The 18,853-nt window shown below is 73.6% G+C and carries 15 protein-coding genes; 8 read left to right on the top strand and 7 right to left on the bottom strand.

Annotated features, from left to right (window positions below):
- The first annotated feature begins 122 nt into the window (after nt 1-122).
- The 3 genes from B446_RS30810 (at nt 123) to B446_RS30820 (ending at nt 3,075) form a co-directional block, all read left to right on the top strand.
- Nucleotides 123-1,598 carry an amino acid permease gene (locus B446_RS30810; protein WP_043476763.1) on the top strand — a complete coding sequence of 492 codons (1,476 nt, stop codon included), beginning with the start codon at nt 123-125 and terminating at the stop codon, nt 1,596-1,598.
- Between the two features lie 74 nt (nt 1,599-1,672).
- A complete protein-coding gene (locus B446_RS30815; protein ID WP_043479441.1) occupies nt 1,673-2,161 on the top strand; it encodes a macro domain-containing protein in 489 nt (162 codons plus the stop codon).
- Nucleotides 2,158-3,075, top strand: a complete 918-nt coding sequence (locus B446_RS30820; protein WP_020943360.1) for a PfkB family carbohydrate kinase — start codon at nt 2,158-2,160, stop codon at nt 3,073-3,075. Before B446_RS30815 ends, B446_RS30820 begins: the two co-directional genes overlap by 4 nt.
- A 12-nt stretch (nt 3,076-3,087) precedes the next feature.
- Here B446_RS30820 and B446_RS30825 read toward each other — a convergent pair whose 3' ends face one another.
- A complete protein-coding gene (locus tag B446_RS30825; RefSeq protein ID WP_043476766.1) occupies nt 3,088-4,581 on the bottom strand; it encodes a M1 family metallopeptidase in 1,494 nt (497 codons plus the stop codon).
- Between the two features lie 172 nt (nt 4,582-4,753).
- Between B446_RS30825 and B446_RS30830 the strand changes: the two genes are divergently transcribed.
- A complete protein-coding gene (locus B446_RS30830; protein WP_020943362.1) occupies nt 4,754-6,730 on the top strand; it encodes a Xaa-Pro dipeptidyl-peptidase in 1,977 nt (658 codons plus the stop codon).
- A 404-nt stretch (nt 6,731-7,134) separates the two neighbouring features.
- Here B446_RS30830 and B446_RS30835 read toward each other — a convergent pair whose 3' ends face one another.
- Entirely contained in the window at nt 7,135-8,043 is a 909-nt protein-coding gene (locus B446_RS30835) for an FAD-dependent oxidoreductase (protein WP_020943363.1), read from the bottom strand.
- Between the two features lie 241 nt (nt 8,044-8,284).
- On the opposite strand from B446_RS30835, the gene B446_RS30840 reads away from it, so the two are divergent.
- A complete protein-coding gene (locus tag B446_RS30840; RefSeq protein ID WP_020943364.1) occupies nt 8,285-9,925 on the top strand; it encodes an ABC-F family ATP-binding cassette domain-containing protein in 1,641 nt (546 codons plus the stop codon).
- A gap of 104 nt (nt 9,926-10,029) precedes the next feature.
- Here the strand turns inward: B446_RS30840 and B446_RS30845 are convergent, their stop codons facing one another.
- On the bottom strand, nt 10,030-12,462 hold the full coding sequence (locus B446_RS30845) for a Tex family protein (protein ID WP_020943365.1): 2,433 nt from the start codon (nt 12,460-12,462) through the stop codon (nt 10,030-10,032).
- 284 nt (nt 12,463-12,746) lie between these two features.
- Here B446_RS30845 and B446_RS30850 point away from each other — a divergent pair, with 284 nt between their 5' ends.
- Both B446_RS30850 and B446_RS30855 read left to right on the top strand, forming a co-directional pair.
- Nucleotides 12,747-13,724 carry a GlxA family transcriptional regulator gene (locus tag B446_RS30850; protein WP_020943366.1) on the top strand — a complete coding sequence of 326 codons (978 nt, stop codon included), beginning with the start codon at nt 12,747-12,749 and terminating at the stop codon, nt 13,722-13,724.
- A gap of 28 nt (nt 13,725-13,752) precedes the next feature.
- On the top strand, nt 13,753-14,397 hold the full coding sequence (locus B446_RS30855) for a DJ-1/PfpI family protein (protein WP_020943367.1): 645 nt from the start codon (nt 13,753-13,755) through the stop codon (nt 14,395-14,397).
- On the opposite strand, the gene B446_RS30860 is transcribed toward B446_RS30855, so the two are convergent.
- Nucleotides 14,381-15,124, bottom strand: a complete 744-nt coding sequence (locus B446_RS30860; RefSeq protein WP_020943368.1) for an enoyl-CoA hydratase/isomerase family protein — start codon at nt 15,122-15,124, stop codon at nt 14,381-14,383. The two genes, B446_RS30855 and B446_RS30860, sit on opposite strands and share 17 nt — an antisense overlap.
- Before the next feature lie 255 nt (nt 15,125-15,379).
- On the opposite strand from B446_RS30860, the gene B446_RS30865 reads away from it, so the two are divergent.
- Nucleotides 15,380-15,874: an ATP-binding protein gene (locus tag B446_RS30865; protein ID WP_020943369.1), complete on the top strand. Its 495-nt coding sequence runs from the start codon at nt 15,380-15,382 to the stop codon at nt 15,872-15,874.
- A 3-nt stretch (nt 15,875-15,877) separates the two neighbouring features.
- On the opposite strand, the gene idi is transcribed toward B446_RS30865, so the two are convergent.
- From idi to galE, 3 genes are all read right to left on the bottom strand, one after another.
- Entirely contained in the window at nt 15,878-16,471 is a 594-nt protein-coding gene (gene idi / locus B446_RS30870; protein ID WP_020943370.1) for an isopentenyl-diphosphate Delta-isomerase, read from the bottom strand.
- A gap of 227 nt (nt 16,472-16,698) precedes the next feature.
- Nucleotides 16,699-17,640, bottom strand: coding sequence for a cation diffusion facilitator family transporter (locus B446_RS30875; protein WP_020943371.1), 942 nt, complete (start codon nt 17,638-17,640; stop codon nt 16,699-16,701).
- A gap of 133 nt (nt 17,641-17,773) precedes the next feature.
- Nucleotides 17,774-18,745, bottom strand: a complete 972-nt coding sequence (galE, locus tag B446_RS30880) for a UDP-glucose 4-epimerase GalE (protein ID WP_020943372.1) — start codon at nt 18,743-18,745, stop codon at nt 17,774-17,776.
- Between the last annotated feature and the right edge of the window lie 108 nt (nt 18,746-18,853).

Here is an 18,853-nt window from a genome sequence, read left to right on the forward strand (position 1 = left end):
TGGGAATTGTCTGAGAAAGTGCTGCCTTGGTCTGTGCCGCGCACACCAGAGGTGGTGCGGGCCGAGCCCTGCACGACCCCCGGGCCCACGAAGTCCGGGCGCATCAGGAAGTGGAACCACCCGTGAGCAACAAAGCCGTGGAACCGGCGCAGACCGCCGCTCATGCCCGGGCGGCCGGATCCCCCGCGGACGCGGGCGACGCCGGTTACAGCAAGGACCTCAAGGCCCGCCACGTCAACATGATCGCCATCGGCGGCGCCATCGGCACCGGACTCCTCCTGGGCGCCGGCGGCCGGCTGCACAACGCGGGCCCCGCGCTCGCCCTGGCGTACCTCGTCTGCGGCGTCTTCGCCTTCTTCGTCGTCCGCGCCCTCGGCGAGCTGGTGCTCTACCGCCCGTCCTCCGGGTCCTTCGTGTCCTACGCCCGTGAGTTCCTGGGCGAGAAGGGCGCCTACGTCGCCGGCTGGATGTACTTCCTGAACTGGTCGACCACCGGCATCGCCGACATCACCGCGATCGCGCTCTACACGCACTACTGGAGCCTGTTCACCTCGATCCCGCAGTGGGTGCTGGCGCTGATCGCCCTCGCGGTGGTGCTCACGGTGAACCTGATCTCGGTGAAGATCTTCGGCGAGATGGAGTTCTGGTTCGCGATCATCAAGGTCGCGACCATCGTCGGCTTCATGCTGATCGGCATCTTCCTGCTCGCCACCCAGCACAAGGTCGGCGGCCACACCCCCGGCACGAGCGTCATCACCGGCAACGGCGGGGTCTTCCCGCACGGTGTGATGCCGGTCGTCCTGGTCATGCAGGGCGTGATCTTCGCCTACGCCGCCCTGGAGCTGGTCGGCGTGGCCGCCGGCGAGACCGCCGAGCCGGAGAAGGTCGTCCCGCGCGCGGTGAACTCGATCATGTGGCGGGTGGGCCTGTTCTACGTCGGCTCGGTCGTGCTGCTCGCGCTGCTGCTGCCCGGTTCGGTCTACTCCGCCGACGAGAGCCCGTTCGTGACGGTGCTGTCCAAGATCGGCGTCCCGGCGGCCGGCGACGTGATGAACCTGGTCGTGCTGACCGCCGCGATGTCCTCGCTGAACTCCGGTCTGTACTCCACCGGCCGCATCCTGCGCTCCATGGCCATGGCCGGTTCCGCGCCGAAGTTCACCGCCCGCATGAACCGCAGCCAGGTCCCCTACGGCGGCATCCTGCTCACCTGCGCGGTCTGTGTGCTCGGCGTCGGCCTGAACTACCTCATGCCCAGCCAGGCCTTCGAGATCGTGCTGAACGTCGCCTCCCTCGGCATCATCAGCACCTGGGTGATCATCATGCTGTGCCACATGCTGTTCGTCCGCCGTGCCCGCGCGGGCCTGGTGACCCGGCCGCACTTCAAGCTGAAGTTCAGCCCGGTCACGGAGATCGCCACGATCGTCTTCCTGCTGGTCTGCCTCGGCATGATGGGGAACGACCCCGAGGTCGGCCGCAAGACCCTGCTCCTCATCCCGGTGCTCGCCGTCATGCTGGTCGCCGGCTGGTTCGCCGTGCGCAAGCGGGTGTCCCAGAACGCCGAGGAGGAGCTGAACCGGATGTCCCCGGACCCGAAGTAGCCGCCCCGGCGGCAGCCCGCCGCCGCACCGCGGCCACTGTCAGTGGCACCGCCTACGGTGGCGTCATGCCGGAGATCACGGAGATCGTGTACGTCCGGGGTGACGCCACCGCCCCGTTCGCCGAGGGACCCAAGGTCATCGCCCATGTCTGCAACGACGTCGGCGGCTGGGGCAGGGGCTTCGTCCTCGCGCTCTCCCGGCGCTGGCCGGAGCCCGAGGCCGCCTACCGCGCCTGGCACCGGGGGCGCGCGGGGAACGACTTCGCTCTGGGCGCCGTCCAGCTCGTCGAGGTCGGCGCGCGTCTGTGGGTCGCGAACATGATCGGACAGCGCGGCGTCCGGACCGGCGGCAAGGGCGTCCCGGTCCGGTACGAGGCGATCGACGCCGGCCTCGGCCGGCTCGCCGGGGAAGCGGTGGAACGGGGCGCGTCCGTGCACATGCCCCGCATAGGCTGCGGTCTGGCGGGCGGCAGCTGGTCCCGCGTCGAACCGCTCGTCAGGGAGCGGCTGGTGGCGCGGGGCGTCGCGGTGACGGTCTACGACCACGGGGAGGCCGCGGGATGACCGCACGGGCAGGGGACCACGACGTACTGGTGCTGGGCGGAGCGGGGGTCGACACGATCGTCCACGTCCCCGAGCTGCCGCTCCCGTACGCCGACAGCTACATGATCGACTCGGGGATCCGCACCCGCGCGGGCCAGACCGGCGACTTCGTCTCGGTGGGCCTGGCCGCGCTCGGCCTGCGCACCCACCATCTCGACCTGCTCGGCGACGACCCCGAAGGCGACCTCGTGCGCGCCCTGCACCGGGAGCGGGGCATCGGCCTGACCGCCCTGCCGCAGCCCGCGGGGACCAAGCGCGCGGTCAACCTCGTCGGCCCGGACGGCCGCCGGCTGTCCCTGTACGACACCAGCCGCTCCCACCCGGGCGACCGCTTCCCGCAGGAGTTGCTGCGGGACCTCGCCCGGGCCGGCCGGCACGTGCACGTGACCATCACCCAGCCCTGCGCCGAGGCCCTGCCCGTGCTGGCCGGGACGGGCGTGCCCCTCTCGACCGACCTGCACGACTGGGACGGCGAGAACCCGTACCACGAGCCGTTCGCGCTCGCCGCGGACGTCGTCTTCCTGTCCGCCGCCGCGCTGGACGACCCCGAGCGGACCATGCGCCGCATCGCCGGGCGCGGCCGGGCCGAGGTGGTCGTCGCCACCGCGGGAGCCGAGGGCGCCCACCTGCTGGCGGACGGCGAGCTGACCCGGATACCCGCCGTGCCGCCGCCCGCGCCGGTGGTCGACTCCAACGGCGCGGGCGACGCCTTCGCCGCCGCGTTCCTCTACGGCCGCCTCACCGGCGAGCCGCCGGCCCGGTGCGCCCGGTTCGGCGCGGTCGCCGGGGCGTACGCCTGCACCGTCCCGGCCACCCGGACGGAGGCGGTGGGCCGGGACGAGCTGCTGGCGGGGGCGGCCCGGTCGGCGGTGTGAGCCGCCCGGGCGTCAGCGGCCGTGCACGTCGTCGGTCGCCGCGATCCGCTTCCACGACCGCGGCTGCGCCACCGGCGTGCCCGCCTTCGCGAGCGAGGCGGCGCGTGCCGCGGAGGCACCCGGCTTGACCGGCTGGAACAGCCAGGTGTCGAACAGCGCGGTCAGCTTCTTGCCGGACACCCGCTCGGCGTACCTGCGGAAGTCGGTCACCGAGGCGTTGCCGTACGCGTGGTCGCGGGGCCAGCCCTTGAGAACGGCGAAGAACGCCTGGTCGCCGACCTTGTCGCGCAGGGCCTGGATGGCGAGCGCGCCCCGGTCGTAGACGGCGATGTCGAACTGGCCGTCCGGGCCCGGGTCGCCGGGCCGCACGGTCCAGAACGCGTCGCCGGCCGGGTGCGAGTCGTACACGTAGTCGGCGAGTTCCTGAGTGGTGCTCTCGCCCTCGTGCTCGGACCACAGCCACTGCGCGTACCGCGCGAAGCCCTCGTTGATCCAGATGTCCTTCCAGCGCTTGAGCGACACGTCGTCGCCGTACCACTGGTGGGCCAGCTCGTGCACGACCACCGAGGTGTTGGAGCCGTTCGCGAACTGCTTCGGGCTGTAGTAGACGCGGGTCTGGGTCTCCAGCGCGTACCCGGTGGTGGTGTTCGGCACGTAGCCGCCCGCGGAGGAGAAGGGGTACGGCCCGAAGTAGCCGCTCAGCCAGTCGACGATCTCCCCGGTGCGCTCGACGCTCGCCCGGGCGGCCCCGTCGTTGTCGCCGAGGTCCTTGCTGTAGGCGTTGATCACCGGTACCCCGCCCTCGGAGGTGCCGGTGGTGATGTCGAACCTGCCCAGCGCGAGGGTGGCCAGATAGGTGGCCTGCGGCTTGTTCTGCCGCCAGCTGTAGCGGGTCCAGCCGAGCTTGGAGACGGTGGACTGCAGGGTGCCGTTGGAGATGGCCTGGGTGCCGTCCGGCACGGCCACCGACACGTCGTAGGTGGCCTTGTCGCTGGGGTGGTCGTTGCTCGGGAACCACCACCAGGCGGACTCGGGCTCGTCGGCGGCCACCGCGCCGTCCGGGGTGCGGTGCCAGGCGGTGAAGCCGTAGGCGCTCTTCGTCGACGGCACCCCGCGGTAGCGGACGACGACGGTGGCCGTGGTCCCCTCGGCCAGCGGCGTCTTCGGGGTGACGACCAGTTCGTGCTGCTGGGAGTGGGTGAACGCGGCCTTGGCGCCGTTGACCCGGACCTCGCTCACGTCCAGCAGGAAGTCCAGGTCGAAGCTGGACAGGTCCTGCGTGGTCCGGGCCTGGATCGTCGCCGTGCCCTCCAGTTCGTCCGTCCTCGGCTGGTAGCGCAGCCGCAGGTCGTAGTGCGAGACGTCGTAGCCGCCGTTGCCGTAGTACGGGTAGTAGGGGTCGCCGATGCCCGGCGCGCCCGGGGAGGGGGTCGCGGCCGATGCCGGGATCGCCAGCAGCAGGGAGGCCGCCGCGAGTGCGCCCGGCATGATGATTCTGCGGTGCACGTCAGCTCCAAGTCGTCGGGACAGGAAGTCTGTTCGGAGCCTATTGAGTCGCTGGGGCCCCCTGCCTGTCCATGACCACCGCCGTCACACGATCGCCATTCAGCCGTCACGGGCAACGCGGGTGCCGTAAAGCCCTCTTCTGTACGGGAGTTGACCGGAGTACCGTCCGCGCATGCCGATTCGCACGCCCCTACGCACGCCGATACGCACGCGCTTCACGATCTGGAGAACGTGCGCGGCCGCGGCCGTCACCGCCCTGACGGCCGCCTTCCTCACCCCCGTCGCCGCGCAGGCCGCGCCACCGCGCGAGAGCCGGCCCGTCTACTCGTACGCGCACGCCGTCCGCGAGTCGGTCTGGGTGGGCACCGGCCTCGACGAGGACGGCGACGGTCACGAGGACCGCGTCGCCGCCGACATCGTCCGGCCCTCCGAACCGGCCCGTCAGGGCCGCAAGGTGCCGGTGATCATGGACGCCAGCCCGTACTACTCCTGCTGCGGGCGCGGCAACGAGAGCCAGGTCAAGACGTACGACACGCACGGTCACGTCGTCGGGATGCCGCTCTTCTACGACAACTTCTTCGTGCCCCGCGGCTACGCCTTCGTCGGCGTCGACCTCGCCGGCACGGCCCGGTCCGACGGCTGTGTGGACGTGGGCGGCCGGTCCGACGTCCGCTCCGCGAAGGCCGTCGTCGACTGGCTGAACGGGCGCGCCAGGGCGTACACCACCCGCACCGGCACGAGGACCGTCAAGGCCACCTGGACCAACGGGCGGACCGGCATGATCGGCAAGAGCTGGGACGGCACCATCGCCAACGGCGTGGCGGCCACCGGCGTCCGGGGCCTGAGGACCGTCGTCCCGATCAGCGCCATCTCCTCCTGGTACGACTACTACTTCGCGCAGGGCGCCCCGCTGTACGACGGCGGCCCCGACGAGCTGGCCGGCTACGTCGAGAGCGACGCCGCCCGGGCGCACTGCGCGGCGGTGCAGAAGCGGCTCGCCGACGGCAGCCCGCGCAGCGGCGACTGGACCCCTCTGTGGACCGGGCGGAACTACGTCAAGGACGCGGCCAAGGTGCGGGCCAGCGTGTTCCTCGTGCACGGCACGCAGGACCTGAACGTGCGCACCAAGCACTTCGGGCAGTGGTGGGACGCCCTCGCGAGGCACGGCGTGAAGCGCAAGATCTGGCTCTCCCAGACCGGCCACGTCGACCCCTTCGACTACCGGCGCGGCGCCTGGGTCGACACCCTGCACCGCTGGTTCGACCACGAACTCCTCGGCTACGACAACGGCATCGACCGCGAGCCGATGGCCGACGTCGAACGCCACCCCGGCCAGTGGGTCACCACCAGGGTCTGGCCGCCGCTCGGCACCCGCGCCACCACCCTGCGCCCGGCCCCCGGCACCACGGCCGGCGTCGGCACCCTGGGCCTCGGCCGGGCCACCGGCACCGAGACCCTCACCGACGACCCCGGGCTGAGCGAGACCGACTGGGCCGCACGGCTCACCACGCCCACGCCCGAGAAGGCCGGCTTCCTCACCGCGCCCCTCACCCGCGCCCTGCGCCTGTCCGGCTCCTCGCGGGTGACCCTGACCGTCACCCCGACCACCTCCTCGGCGCACCTGTCCGCCGTGCTCGTCGACGTCGGACCGGACACGATCCGCGACTACGCCGACGGCGGCGAGGGCATCACCACGCTCACCGACCGCACCTGCTGGGGACGGAGCACGGCCGGGGACAGCGCCTGCTACAAGGAGACCCGGGCCAAGACGGTCCACGTCGACTACACCGTGTTCAGCCGCGGCTGGGCCGACCTCGGCCACCACGCTTCGCTGAGCAGGGGCGTCCCGCTCACCCCGGGCCGGGCCTACACCATGACCCTCGACCTGGCGGCCACCGACCACGTGGTCCCCGAGGGGCACCGGCTCGCGCTGATCGTCGCCGGCACGGACAAGGGCCTGATCGACCCGCCGGCCACCCGCCCGACCCTCACCCTGGACCTCTCCCGCACGACGGCGAGCCTCCCCCTGGTGGGCGGCGCCCCGGCCTTCAGGTCGGCGCTCCCGCGCGGCACCTCGGCCGCCCCCGCCCCGCAACGCCTGCACGGCATACGCCCGGCACCCCCGGCCCGCCGCCTCCCGACGAGCTGAGCCCCGGGACCGGCCGGGCGGGGGCCCCGCACGGGTGCGCCCGCCCGGCAGCCGGGCGCCTGTCCGGCTCCGGTTCGTCCGCCCGGCCGGCGGGCGATCCGCCCGGCACCACGGCCGGTTCGGCGCGCGCGTGCCTCGTGTCCGGCCGGTGGCCTTCCGGCGAGCGGCGCCCCGTGCGGCCGGGCGGGTGTCCCTTGCGTGCGCGCCTGCCCGGCGTCCGGGGCCGTGCCCCGTGGGCCGTCCGCCCGGCACCCGGACCGGTTCGGCGCGTGCGCCCCGCATCTCGCCTGCCGCCTCGCGGCGAGTTGGGCTCGGGGGCCGGCACCACGCGGGCGAACCCGCACCGGGCGTCCGCCCGACCCCGGATCACCCGCCTCCCCGGGCCCCGGCCGAGCCCCTTGCGCTCAGCCCGACGCCAGGGCCGCCGCCTCTCGGGCGCAGCCCCAGGCCACCGTGACGCCGGCTCCGCCGTGACCGTAGTTGTGCACCAGGGTCCGGCCGTCCGGCAGAAGCCGCCGTTCCAGGCGTACCGCGTCGCGGGCGGGTCTGAGGCCGACCCGGTGCGCCAGCACCCGTGCCCCGGCGATCTCCGGCCGGACCGCCGCGCACCGCTCGACGATCGCGGCGGCGGTCGCCGGGTCGGGCTCCGGTGACCAGGCGTCCTCCTCCGCCGTACCGCCGAGGACCAGTCCGTCCGGCTGCGGGAAGAAGTAGGTCGAGGCGTCCGAGGCGTGGTCGACGGACGTGAACCAGGTGGTGATCCCCGGGTTCTCCACCACGACGAGCTGCCCGCGCACCGGACGCACCGCCGGGTCCGGCACCAGGGAACGGGCCCCCAGGCCGGTGCAGTTGACCACCACACCGGCCGGGACGGCGGCCAGGTCGGTGACGTCGCGCTCCCGCACCGTGCCGCCCGCCTCGGTCAACCGCCCCCGCAGCCACGCCAGATGGGCCGGCATGTCGATCAACGGCAGCCGCGCCGCGAGCCCGTCGGCGACCGCGCGCAGCCCCGGCACCCGGCCCGCCCACTCACCCAGCTCGTCCAGCCGGGCCCCCCGGTGCACGCCCTCGACCAGGCGTACGCCCGTCTCGGCCGGGCGGTCCGCCAGCTCCTCGTACACCCGGAGGGTCTCCAGCGCCCACGCCCCGACCAGCGGCTCGGGCTCGATCCGGTAGGGCCACCACAGCCCGCCGGCGACGGCCGAGGTGGTGCGCCCGGCGGGCTCCCGGGCCCACACCGACACCCGGCGGCCCGACTCGGCCAGCACCACGGCCGTCGTCAGCCCGGCGACCCCGCTCCCGACCACGATCACTTCGTCACTCGACTCGCGCTCCACGCGAGGACGCTAACGGAAGATGCCGTGCGGCGCCCCCGTCCGTCCCGGGAGCCCGGCCGCCACCGCATCCCGCCGCCCCCGGCGGTGAGGGGCGGAGTCGTACGCGGTGGCCCGGACTGCGGGCAGCGTGCCGGTGCGGCCCGTGGAGGGCCGAGGGCGGCACGGGCCCGGGCACCGGCCGGGCGCCGCCCGCCGGGACACTAGGATCGGCATCCTGATGACTGCCACCCTCGTCGCCAAGAACCTCGCCGCCGGGCACGGCGACCGCTCCCTCTTCTCCGGCCTCGACCTCGTCGTCGCGCCCGGAGACGTGATCGGGCTGGTCGGCGCCAACGGCGCGGGCAAGTCCACCCTGCTGCGCCTGCTCGCCGGACTGACCCGGCCCGAGCAGGGCGAACTGCGCCTGTCCCCGCCGACCGCGACCGTCGGCCACCTGCCGCAGGAACCGGAGCGCCGGCCGGGCGAGACGATCCGGGAGTTCCTGGCCCGCCGCACCGGGGTCGCCGAGGCCCAGCGGGTGATGGACGAGGCCACCCAGGCGCTCGTCGACGGCGCACCCGGCGCCGACGACGCCTACGCGATCAGTCTGGAGCGCTGGCTGGACCTCGGCGGCGCCGACCTGGAGGAGCGGTCGGGCGAGGTCGCCGACTCCCTCGGCCTGGCCGTCGACCTGGACCAGCCGATGACCTCCCTGTCCGGCGGCCAGGCGGCCCGCGCCGGACTCGCCTCCCTCCTGCTCTCCCGCTACGACGTCTTCCTCCTGGACGAGCCCACCAACGACCTCGACCTGGACGGCCTGGAGCGCCTGGAGCGCTTCGTCACCGGACTGCGCGCGGGCACGGTGGTCGTCAGCCACGACCGCGAGTTCCTCACCCGCACCGTCACCAAGGTCCTCGAACTCGACCTCGCCCAGCGGCAGATCAACCTCTACGGCGGCGGCTACGCGGCCTATCTCGAGGAGCGCGAGGTCGCCCGCAGGCACGCCCGCGACGACTACGAGGAGTACGCCGACAAGCGGGCCGCCCTCCAGGACCGCGCGCAGATGCAGCGGTCCTGGATGGACAAGGGCGTGAAGAACGCCCGGCGCAAGGCGGGCAACGACAACGACAAGATCGGCCGCAAGTTCCGCAGCGAGGCCAGCGAGAAGCAGGCCGCCAAGGCCCGGCAGACCCAGCGGATGATCGAGCGCCTCGACGTGGTCGAGGAGCCGCGCAAGGAGTGGGAACTGCGCATGGAGATCGCGGCCGCTCCCCGGTCGGGCGCGGTCGTGGCGACCCTCAGGGACGCCGAGGTCCGGCGCGACGGCTTCACCCTGGGGCCGGTGTCGCTGCAGCTCGACTGGGCCGACCGGGTCGCGGTCACCGGCGCCAACGGCGCGGGCAAGTCGACCCTGCTCGGCGCGCTGCTCGGCCGGGTCCCGCTCGACTCCGGGCACGCGGCGCTGGGTTCGGGCGTCCTGGTCGGCGAGGTCGACCAGGCCCGCGGACTGTTCCACGGCCCGGAGACGCTGCTCGACGCGTTCGGCGCGGCCGTCCCCGACACCGAGCCGGTCGAGGTCCGCACCCTGCTCGCCAAGTTCGGCCTGAAGCAGGACCACGTGCTGCGCCCGGCCGCGACCCTGTCACCGGGCGAGCGGACCCGCGCCGCCCTGGCACTGCTCCAGGGCCGGGGAGTGAACCTGCTGGTCCTCGACGAGCCCACCAACCACCTGGACCTGCCCGCCATCGAGCAGCTGGAGTCCGCCCTCGACTCCTACGAGGGCACCCTCCTGCTGGTCACCCACGACCGCCGCATGCTCGACGCGGTCCACGTGACCCGCCGCTTCGACGTGACCGACGGCAAGGTGACGGAACGCTAGGCCGGGTCCGCGGGCCGGCCGGGCGGACGCCGCCCGGCCGGCGCGGTCCCTGAGCGGACCGGCGGGGACGTGCTGCCCCGCCGGCCGCTCCGACACCGGTTCGCCTAGCGCCGGCCGTCCTTCGGGTTGAGCAGCCCCGCCCGGCGCAGCGCGTCCGCCATCGCGCTGTTGGCCGGGGCCGGCGCCTGGCGGCCGCCCCGGTCGCCGCCGCGAGCCTGCCGCTGGCCCTGGCCCTGGCCCTGCCTCTGACCCTGGCCCTGCCGCTGGTTCTGGCCCTGGCCCTGGCGCTGCTGGGGCGGGCGGGCCGCGGCGCCGCGCTGCCGGCCGCCGCCCTGGCCCTGGGGCGCGGCCTCGTCGTCCAGGCGCAGGGTCAGCGCGATCCGCTTGCGCGGGATGTCCACGTCGAGGACCTTCACCTTGACGATGTCGCCCGGCTTCACCACGTCCCGCGGGTCCTTGACGAACGTCTTCGACATCGCCGACACGTGCACAAGACCGTCCTGGTGGACGCCGATGTCCACGAAGGCGCCGAAGGCCGCCACGTTCGTGACCACACCCTCCAGGACCATCCCGGAGGACAGGTCGGAGATCTTCTCCACGCCCTCCTTGAAGGTGGCCGTCTTGAAGGCGGGGCGCGGGTCGCGGCCCGGCTTCTCCAGCTCCTTCAGGATGTCGGTGACGGTCGGCAGACCGAAGGTGTCGTCCACGAAGTCGGCGGGCCGGAGCGAACGCAGCGTCCCGGTGTCGCCGATCAGCGAGGCGACGTCCTGGCCCGCGGCCTTCACCATGCGGCGCACCACCGGATAGGCCTCCGGGTGCACGCTGGAGGCGTCCAGCGGGTCGTCGCCGCCGCGGATGCGGAGGAAGCCCGCGCACTGTTCGTACGCCTTCGGGCCGAGCCGCGCCACCTTCTTCAGCGCCGAGCGGGACGTGAACGGCCCGTTGGCGTCCCGGTGGGCGACGATGTTCTCGGCGAGCCCGGACGAGATGCCCGACACCCGGGAGAGCAGCGGCACGGACGCGGTGTTGACGTCCACGCCCACGCCGTTCACACAGTCCTCGACGACCGCGTCGAGCGAGCGGGACAGCTTCACCTCGGACAGGTCGTGCTGGTACTGGCCGACACCGATGGACTTCGGGTCGATCTTCACCAGTTCGGCCAGCGGGTCCTGGAGCCGGCGGGCGATGGAGACGGCGCCGCGCAGCGACACGTCCATGTCCGGCAGTTCCCGCGAGGCGTACTCGGAGGCCGAGTACACGGACGCGCCGGCCTCGGACACCATCACCTTGGTGAGCTTCAGCTCCGGGTGCTGCGCGATGAGTTCGGCGGCGAGCTTGTCGGTCTCGCGGGAGGCCGTGCCGTTGCCGATCGCGACCAGGTCGACCGCGTGCCGCTCGGCCAGCCGCGCCAGCTTGGCGAGCGCCTCGTCCCACTTGTTGGCCGGCACGTGCGGATAGATGACGTCCGTGGCGACGACCTTGCCGGTCGCGTCGACCACGGCGACCTTCACGCCGGTACGGAAGCCGGGGTCGAGGCCGAGGGTCGCGCGGGTGCCGGCCGGCGCGGCCAGCAGCAGGTCGCGCAGGTTCGCGGCGAACACGTTCACCGCCTCGTCCTCGGCGGCCGTCCGCAGCCGCAGCCTGAGGTCGATGCCCAGGTGGACCAGGAGCCGGGTGCGCCAGGCCCAGCGCACCGTGTCCTTCAGCCACTTGTCGGCGGGGCGGCCGCGATCGGCGATGCCGAACTTCGAGGCGACGATCCCCTCGTAGGAGGACGGGCCCTCGGTGGGCTCCTCCGGCTCCAGGACGAGGTCGAGGACCTCCTCCTTCTCGCCCCGCAGCATCGCCAGGATCCGGTGCGAGGGCAGCTCGGTGAACGGCTCGGCGAAGTCGAAGTAGTCGGCGAACTTGGCGCCCGCCTCCTCCTTGCCGTCGCGCACCTTCGCCGCCAGCCGCCCGCGCACCCACATCCGCTCGCGCAGCTCGCCGATCAGGTCGGCGTCCTCCGAGAACCGCTCGGTGAGGATCGCCCGCGCGCCCTCCAGGGCGGCCTGCGGGTCGGCGACGCCCTTGCCCGCGTCCACGAAAGCGGCCGCCGCGGCCGCCGGATCGACGGACGGGTCGCCCAGCAGGCCGTCCGCGAGCGGCTCCAGGCCCGCCTCCCGGGCGATCTGCGCCTTGGTGCGCCGCTTGGGCTTGTACGGGAGGTAGATGTCCTCCAGGCGTGCCTTGGTCTCCGCCCCGCGGATCGCCGCTTCCAGCTCCTCGGTGAGCTTGCCCTGCTCGCGCACCGATTCCAGGACCGCGGTCCGCCGCTCCTCCAGCTCCCGCAGGTAGCGCAGCCGCTCCTCGAGCGTGCGCAGCTGCGCGTCGTCGAGCATCTCGGTCGCTTCCTTGCGGTAGCGGGCGATGAAGGGCACGGTCGAACCGCCGTCGAGCAGTTCCACCGCGGCCTTCACCTGCCGCTCCCGTACGCCGAGTTCTCCGGCGATCCTGCCTTCGATGGATCCTGCTTCGACGGATCCGGGTGTCGTCACGATCGCGTACCGCCTTCTCCACTGAGGTTGCGCGGCAATTGTGGCAGGTGACACCGACGACCGGGGATCAGGGCGGCCACCGGCGGGGCGCCGGACCGCCGCGGCGCCCCGGCCCCCTACCGCACACCGCATGCGGCACACCGCACATCGCATGCCGCATGTCGCATGTCGCATGCGGCACACCGCATACCGCATACCGCACATCGCACACCGCGCACCGCATGGCAGAAAAGGTGGGGAACCCGTCATTGCGGCCATGCCGGGAGCGGCGAAGAATCGGAGGCATGCCGCAGCGCACCCTTCTGTTCGTCCTCTTCGACGGCGTGCAGAGCCTCGACGTCACCGGCCCGCTGGAGGTGTTCGGCGGGGCCGAGCAGCACACCCCGGGGACGTACCGGATCCACACCGCCTCCCTGGACGGCGGCCCGGTGCGCACCTCCAGCGGCCTGACCCTCGTACCGGACGGCGCGCTCGACGGGGCGCCCCGGCCGCACACCCTGCTGGTGCCCGGCGGGCACGGCACCCGCGACCCCGACCCCCGGCTGACCGGCTGGCTGCGGACGCACGGCCCGGACGCGCCCCGGCTGGTCTCGGTGTGCACCGGCGCGATCCTGCTGGCCGCCGCCGGGCTGCTCGACGGCCGCCGGGCGACGACCCACTGGGCGTACTGCGACCGGCTCGCCCGCGACCACCCGGCCGTGACCGTGGACCCCGAGCCGATCTACGTCCGGGACGGGCACATCGCCACCTCGGCGGGCGTCACCGCGGGTGTGGACCTCGCCCTCGCCCTGGTGGAGGAGGACCTGGACCGGGACGTGGCGCTCGCGGTCGCCCGGCACCTGGTGGTGTTCCTGCGCCGGCCGGGCAACCAGGCGCAGTTCAGCGCCCAGCTCGCCGCGCAGACCGCGCGGCGCGAACCCCTGCGCGAGATCCAGCGGTGGATCACCGAGCACCCGGCCGGCGACCTCTCGGTCGAGTCGCTCGCCGCCCGCGCCCGGCTCTCGCCCCGCCACTTCGCCCGGGCCTTCCGGGAGGAGACCGGCACGACCCCCGGCCGCTACGTCGACCGGGTCCGCCTGGAGCACGCCCGCCGGCTCCTGGAGGACACCGGGGACGGGGTCGGGGAGGTCTCCCGCGCCAGCGGCTACGGCACCCCCGAGGCCATGCGGCGCGCGTTCGTCAAGGCCCTGGGCACGGCGCCGGCCGAGTACCGGCGCAGGTTCCGCCCCGCCCCGACCCGCTCACCCGCCCCCATCCCCTGACCCGCCCCAACCGCCGAAAGGACGTCCCATGCAGATCGCCGTCGTCGTCTACGACGGGTTCACCGCGCTCGACGCGGTCGGACCCTACGAGATGCTCGTCCGCACGCCGGGCGCCGAGACCGTGTTCGTCGCCGAGCGCCCCGGGCCCGTCCGCACGGACACCGGTGCCCTCGGGATCGTCGCCGACCGGTCCCTGGCCGAGGTGACCCGCCCCGATGTCGTCGTCGTGCCGGGCGGTCCCGGCCAGAGCGCGCTGATGGAACACCGGCCGCTGCTCGACTGGCTGTGCGCCGCCGACGCCGCGAGCACCTGGACGGCGTCGGTGTGCACCGGTTCGCTGCTGCTCGCCGCCGCCGGGCTGCTGGAGGGCCGCCGGGCCACCTCGCACTGGCTCGCCCTCGACCAGCTCCAGCGGTTCGGCGCCCGGCCGGCCGAGGAGCGTGTGGTCGTCGACGGCAAGTACGTCACCGCCGCGGGCGTCTCCGCCGGCATCGACATGGGCCTGGCCCTGCTCGGCCGGATCGCGGGCGACGACGTGGCCCGGACCGTCCAGCTCGCCACCGAGTACGACCCGCGGCCGCCCTACGACGCCGGGTCCCCGCGCAAGGCACCCGCGCACCTGGTCGAGGCGCTGCGGGCGAGCAGCCGCTTCGTCCTCACGCGGTCCAGCTGAACCGCGGCTGCCTGCGCTCCAGGAACGCGGCGACGCCCTCGGCGGTGTCGCCGCTGCCGCGTGCCTGCTCGCTCCAGTGGGCGTCCCGGTCGGTGCGGCCGTTCACGAACTCCTTCGCGGCCGCCTGGGTGAGCTGGGAGCGCGCCACGAGGACCCCGGTCAGCGCGGCGATCCGCGCGTCCAGCCCGCCCTCGGGCAGCACCTCGTCCACCAGCCCGGTGCGCAAGGCCCGTCCGGCGTCGATCAGTTCGGCGGTGAACAGCAGGTACTTGGCGGTGGCCGGTCCCACCAGGGAGACCAGCCGGCGGGTGGAGGACGCCGGGTAGACGATCCCGAGCCGCGCCGGGGTCACCCCGAACAGCGCGTCCTCGCGCGCGAGCCGCAGGTCGCAGGCGGCGGCGAGCTGCGCGCCGCCGCCCACGCAGTGGCCGCGCACGGCGGCGAGGGTCGGCTTGGGGAACGCGGCGAGGGCCTCCTCGGCGGCCACGGCCAGGGACTGCGCCTCGGCGGCCGAGCCGCGCAGCGAGGAGATGTCCGCGCCCGCGCAGAAGGTCCCGCCCTCGCCGGTCAGCACCAGCGCCCGCACCCGGGGATCGGCCGCCAGCTCCGCCAGCAGCGGCGGCAGGGACCGCCACATCGCCGCCGTCATGGCGTTGCGCTTGGCCGGATTCCGGATGACGACCGTGGCGACGGCGCCGGTGACCTGGTGCGACAGCTCGGGGTCCATGCGGCGGATGCTATCGGCCCGTGGGACGGGCGGTCCGGAAGGGGGCGGGGTGACCAGGGCCACACGCGTACAACCCGAAAAGTTCGCGAACCGGCGCCGGGAGGACAGGAACAGTCCCACAACTGACCATGTCATACGCAGGTGGTCAGAACCGTTCGATACCCGCTGACTTGTGTTCAGTCCTACAGAGGGGAGCCGATCGTTACCAACACTCGACGTGTGGTGACAATCGAGCGCGAGGGTGGCGACCGGACCATGGACAATCACGGGCGCGGGGACGGCCCGCGCCCAGCGGGGGGCGCCGAACGGCCGCCGGATCCCCTGCCGTACGAGGGCGTGTGGCGGTTCACCGCGGCGGCGGTGGACTCCTCGGTCCCGCAGGCCCGGCACGCGGTACGGGACCTGCTGCTGCGCCAGGGCGTGCCCGTCTCCGACGACCTGGTGCACGGACTGCTGCTGATCGTCTCCGAACTGGTCACGAACGCGGTCCGGCACGCGGCGCTGCTGTCGCCGATGCTGGCGGTGGAGGTGGCCGTCGGCGCCGAGTGGGTGCGGGTGTCGGTGGAGGACAACCACCCCTACCGTCCGACCGCCCTGGAGGCCGACCACGGGCAGACCGGCGGCCGGGGCCTGCTCCTGGTCCGCGAGGTGGCCCGGGAGGCGGGCGGGGTGGTCGACGTGGAGCACACGGCGAGCGGCGGCAAGGTGATCTGGGCCGCCCTGCCGCTCAAGCCCGCCGTGCTGCCGTAGCGCCTACCAGCCCGCGGTCGGGCCCGTCAGCTCCCTGACCGCCGGGCGGGCCGCGTCCAGCACGGTCATGAACCACGCCGAGAAGGGATCCTCGGCGTGCCGCTCCGCGAGTTCGGCCGCGGTCACGAACGCGGTCGCGCCGACCTCGTCCGCGTCCGGCACCAGCGGGGCCTGCACCAGGCCGACGAACAGGTGGTTGAACTCCTGCTCCACCAGGCCGGACTCCGGGTCCGGGTGGTTGTAGCGCACCGTGCCCGCCTCGGCCAGCAGCGACGGCGAGACGCCCAGCTCCTCGTAGGTCCGCCGGGCGGCGGCGGCGAACGGCGCCTCACCGGGGTAGGGGTGGCCGCAGCAGGTGTTGGACCACACACCGGGGGAGTGGTACTTGCCGAGCGCCCGCTGCTGGAGCAGCAGCCGGCCGTGCTCGTCGAACAGGAACACGGAGAACGCCCGGTGCAGCTGCCCCGGCGGCTGGTGCGCGGAGAGCTTCTCCGCGGTGCCGATCGTCACGCCCTTCTCGTCGACCAGTTCCAGCAAAATCGCCTCTGCGGTGCCGTTCGACGAGCTGTGCGTCTCGGTGGCAGGTGTGATCGGCATACCCATCCTTCGCCTCGGTCTTCGCACCCCAAGTCTGCCGTACGAATCCGGCACTCCCGGCACTTCCCCGCACGTCCGCATGTCCCGCGCGGTGCCGGCCGCCGAGTGGGATCCGGTAGGTCATCGTGCCCGGCGCCCGCCGCCCGGAACCGCCCGGGGATGCGTAGAACAGCAGTGCGCAGGGTCGGTGGCGGCCGGTGCGGGAGGGGACGGTGGGGCGATGGGGATCAGTGGCAGAGCCGCGCCTCGTGCTCCGCGTGACCGCCGGGCTCCAGCTGGAAGGTGCAGTGCTCCATGTCGAAGTGGCCGCCGAGGCAGCCCTGGAGCTCGTGCAGCATCTTCTCGTGGCCGATGCCGTTCAGCACCTCGGAGCTGACCACCACGTGCGCGGAGACCACCGGCAGGCCCGAGGTGATCGTCCAGGCGTGCAGGTCGTGCACGTCCTCCACGCCGTCCAGGGCCAGGATGTGCGCCCGCACCTCCGCCATGTCGACGTTCTTCGGCGCCGCCTCCAGCAGCACGTCCAGCGTCTCGCGCAGCAGCTTCAGGGTGCGCGGCACGATCATCAGGCCGATCGCGAGCGAGGCGATCGGGTCCGCCGCCTGCCAGCCCGTGGTGAGGATCACGGTCGCCGAGACCAGCACCGCCACCGAGCCGAGCGCGTCCGCGGCCACCTCCAGGAAGGCGCCGCGCACGTTCAGGCTCTCCTTCTGCCCGCGCATCAGCAGGACCAGCGAGACCGAGTTGCCGACGAGGCCCACCAGACCGAACACGATCATCAGCCCGCCCCGGGTGTCCGCGGGCGTGACGAACCGCTGCACCGCCTCGACCAGGACGTATCCGCCCACGCACAGCAGCAGCAGGCAGTTGGCCAGGGCGGCGAGGATCTCGGCGCGCGCGAAGCCGAAGGTCCGGTTGGTGGTCGGCGGCCGGTTCGCGAAGTGGATGGCCAGCAGCGCCATGCACAGGCCCACCGCGTCGGTCGCCATGTGGGCGGCGTCCGCGATCAGCGCCAGCGAGTCCGCCAGCAGACCGCCGACGATCTCCACCACCATGATCGTCAGTGTGATGCCCAGCGCCGCGCGCAGCCGGCCGCGATAGGCGGCCGCGGCCGTACCGGTGGGCGGCGCGTGGGTGTGCGCGTGCCCGTGGTCGTGCCCTGCCCCCATGTGATGACCGCCTTCCGTGTCGCGCCCGGGGCTTCAGTGAACTACGGGCGGGGGGTACCGGGCAACGCGGCACTGAACACCGTTGTCATCTGCCTGACCTGCGCAAACGATCCCCTGGTCAGCGGCCCGGGCGCTACCGGCCGTGCAGCAGCCGCCAGCCCTCCCAGGCCGACGCCACCATCTCCCGCACCCCGCGCCGGGCCCGCCAGCCCAGCGCCTCGGCGGCCCGCTCGGCCGACGCCACCGCGCGCGGCGCGTCCCCGGGACGGCGTGCCTCGACCAGGGGTGGCCGCCGGTCGCCGGTCACCTCGCCGATCACCGCGATCAGCTCGCGCACGGAGACGCCCTCGCCGCGCCCGATGTTCAGGGTGAGGTCCCCCGTGACGTCGCCGGCGTCGAGCCGCCGGGCCGCGGCGAGATGCGCCTCGGCCAGGTCGGCGACATGGATGTAGTCCCGGACACAGGTGCCGTCCGGGGTCGGGTAGTCGTCCCCGAAGATCCGCGGGGCCTCGCCCCGGGTGAGCCGGTCGAAGACCATCGGCACGATGTTGAACACCCCCGTGTCGGCCAGCTCCGGGGCGGCCGCGCCCGCCACGTTGAAGTAGCGCAGGCAGACCGTGGAGATGCCGTGGGCCGCGCCCGCCGCCCGTACCAGCCACTCGCCGGCGAGCTTGGTCTCGCCGTAGGGGTTCACCGGCGCGCACGGGGTGTCCTCGGTGATCAGGACGGTGCCCGGGTCGCCGTAGACGGCCGCCGACGAGGAGAACACCAGCCGGCGCACGCCCGCCCCGGCCACCGCGTCCAGGAGCGTGGCGAGCCCGCCCACGTTCTCCCGGTAGTAGCGGGTGGGCTCCGCCACGGACTCGGCGACCTGCTTGCGCGCCGCGAGGTGGACCACCCCGGTCACGCCGTGCTCCGTGACCACCCGCCGCAGCAGGTCGCCGTCGAGGGTCGACCCCTGGACCAGCGGGACGTCCGCCGGGAGCCGCGCGGGCACGGCGGCCGACAGGTCGTCCAGCGCCACGACGCTCTCCCCGGCGTCCGCCATGGCCCGCGCCACGTGCGCCCCGATGTATCCGGCTCCGCCGGTGATCAGCCACGTCATGGTCGTCCACCCTATGCGGAGCGCTCCGGCTGTCCCGCATGCCCGGGGATGCCCGGGTCTGCGGGGGCGGGCCGAACCCCGCGGTTTGTCGGGCGGCCCCCGATCCCC

This window comes from Streptomyces collinus Tu 365 (assembly GCF_000444875.1).
Classification (GTDB): domain Bacteria; phylum Actinomycetota; class Actinomycetes; order Streptomycetales; family Streptomycetaceae; genus Streptomyces; species Streptomyces collinus_A.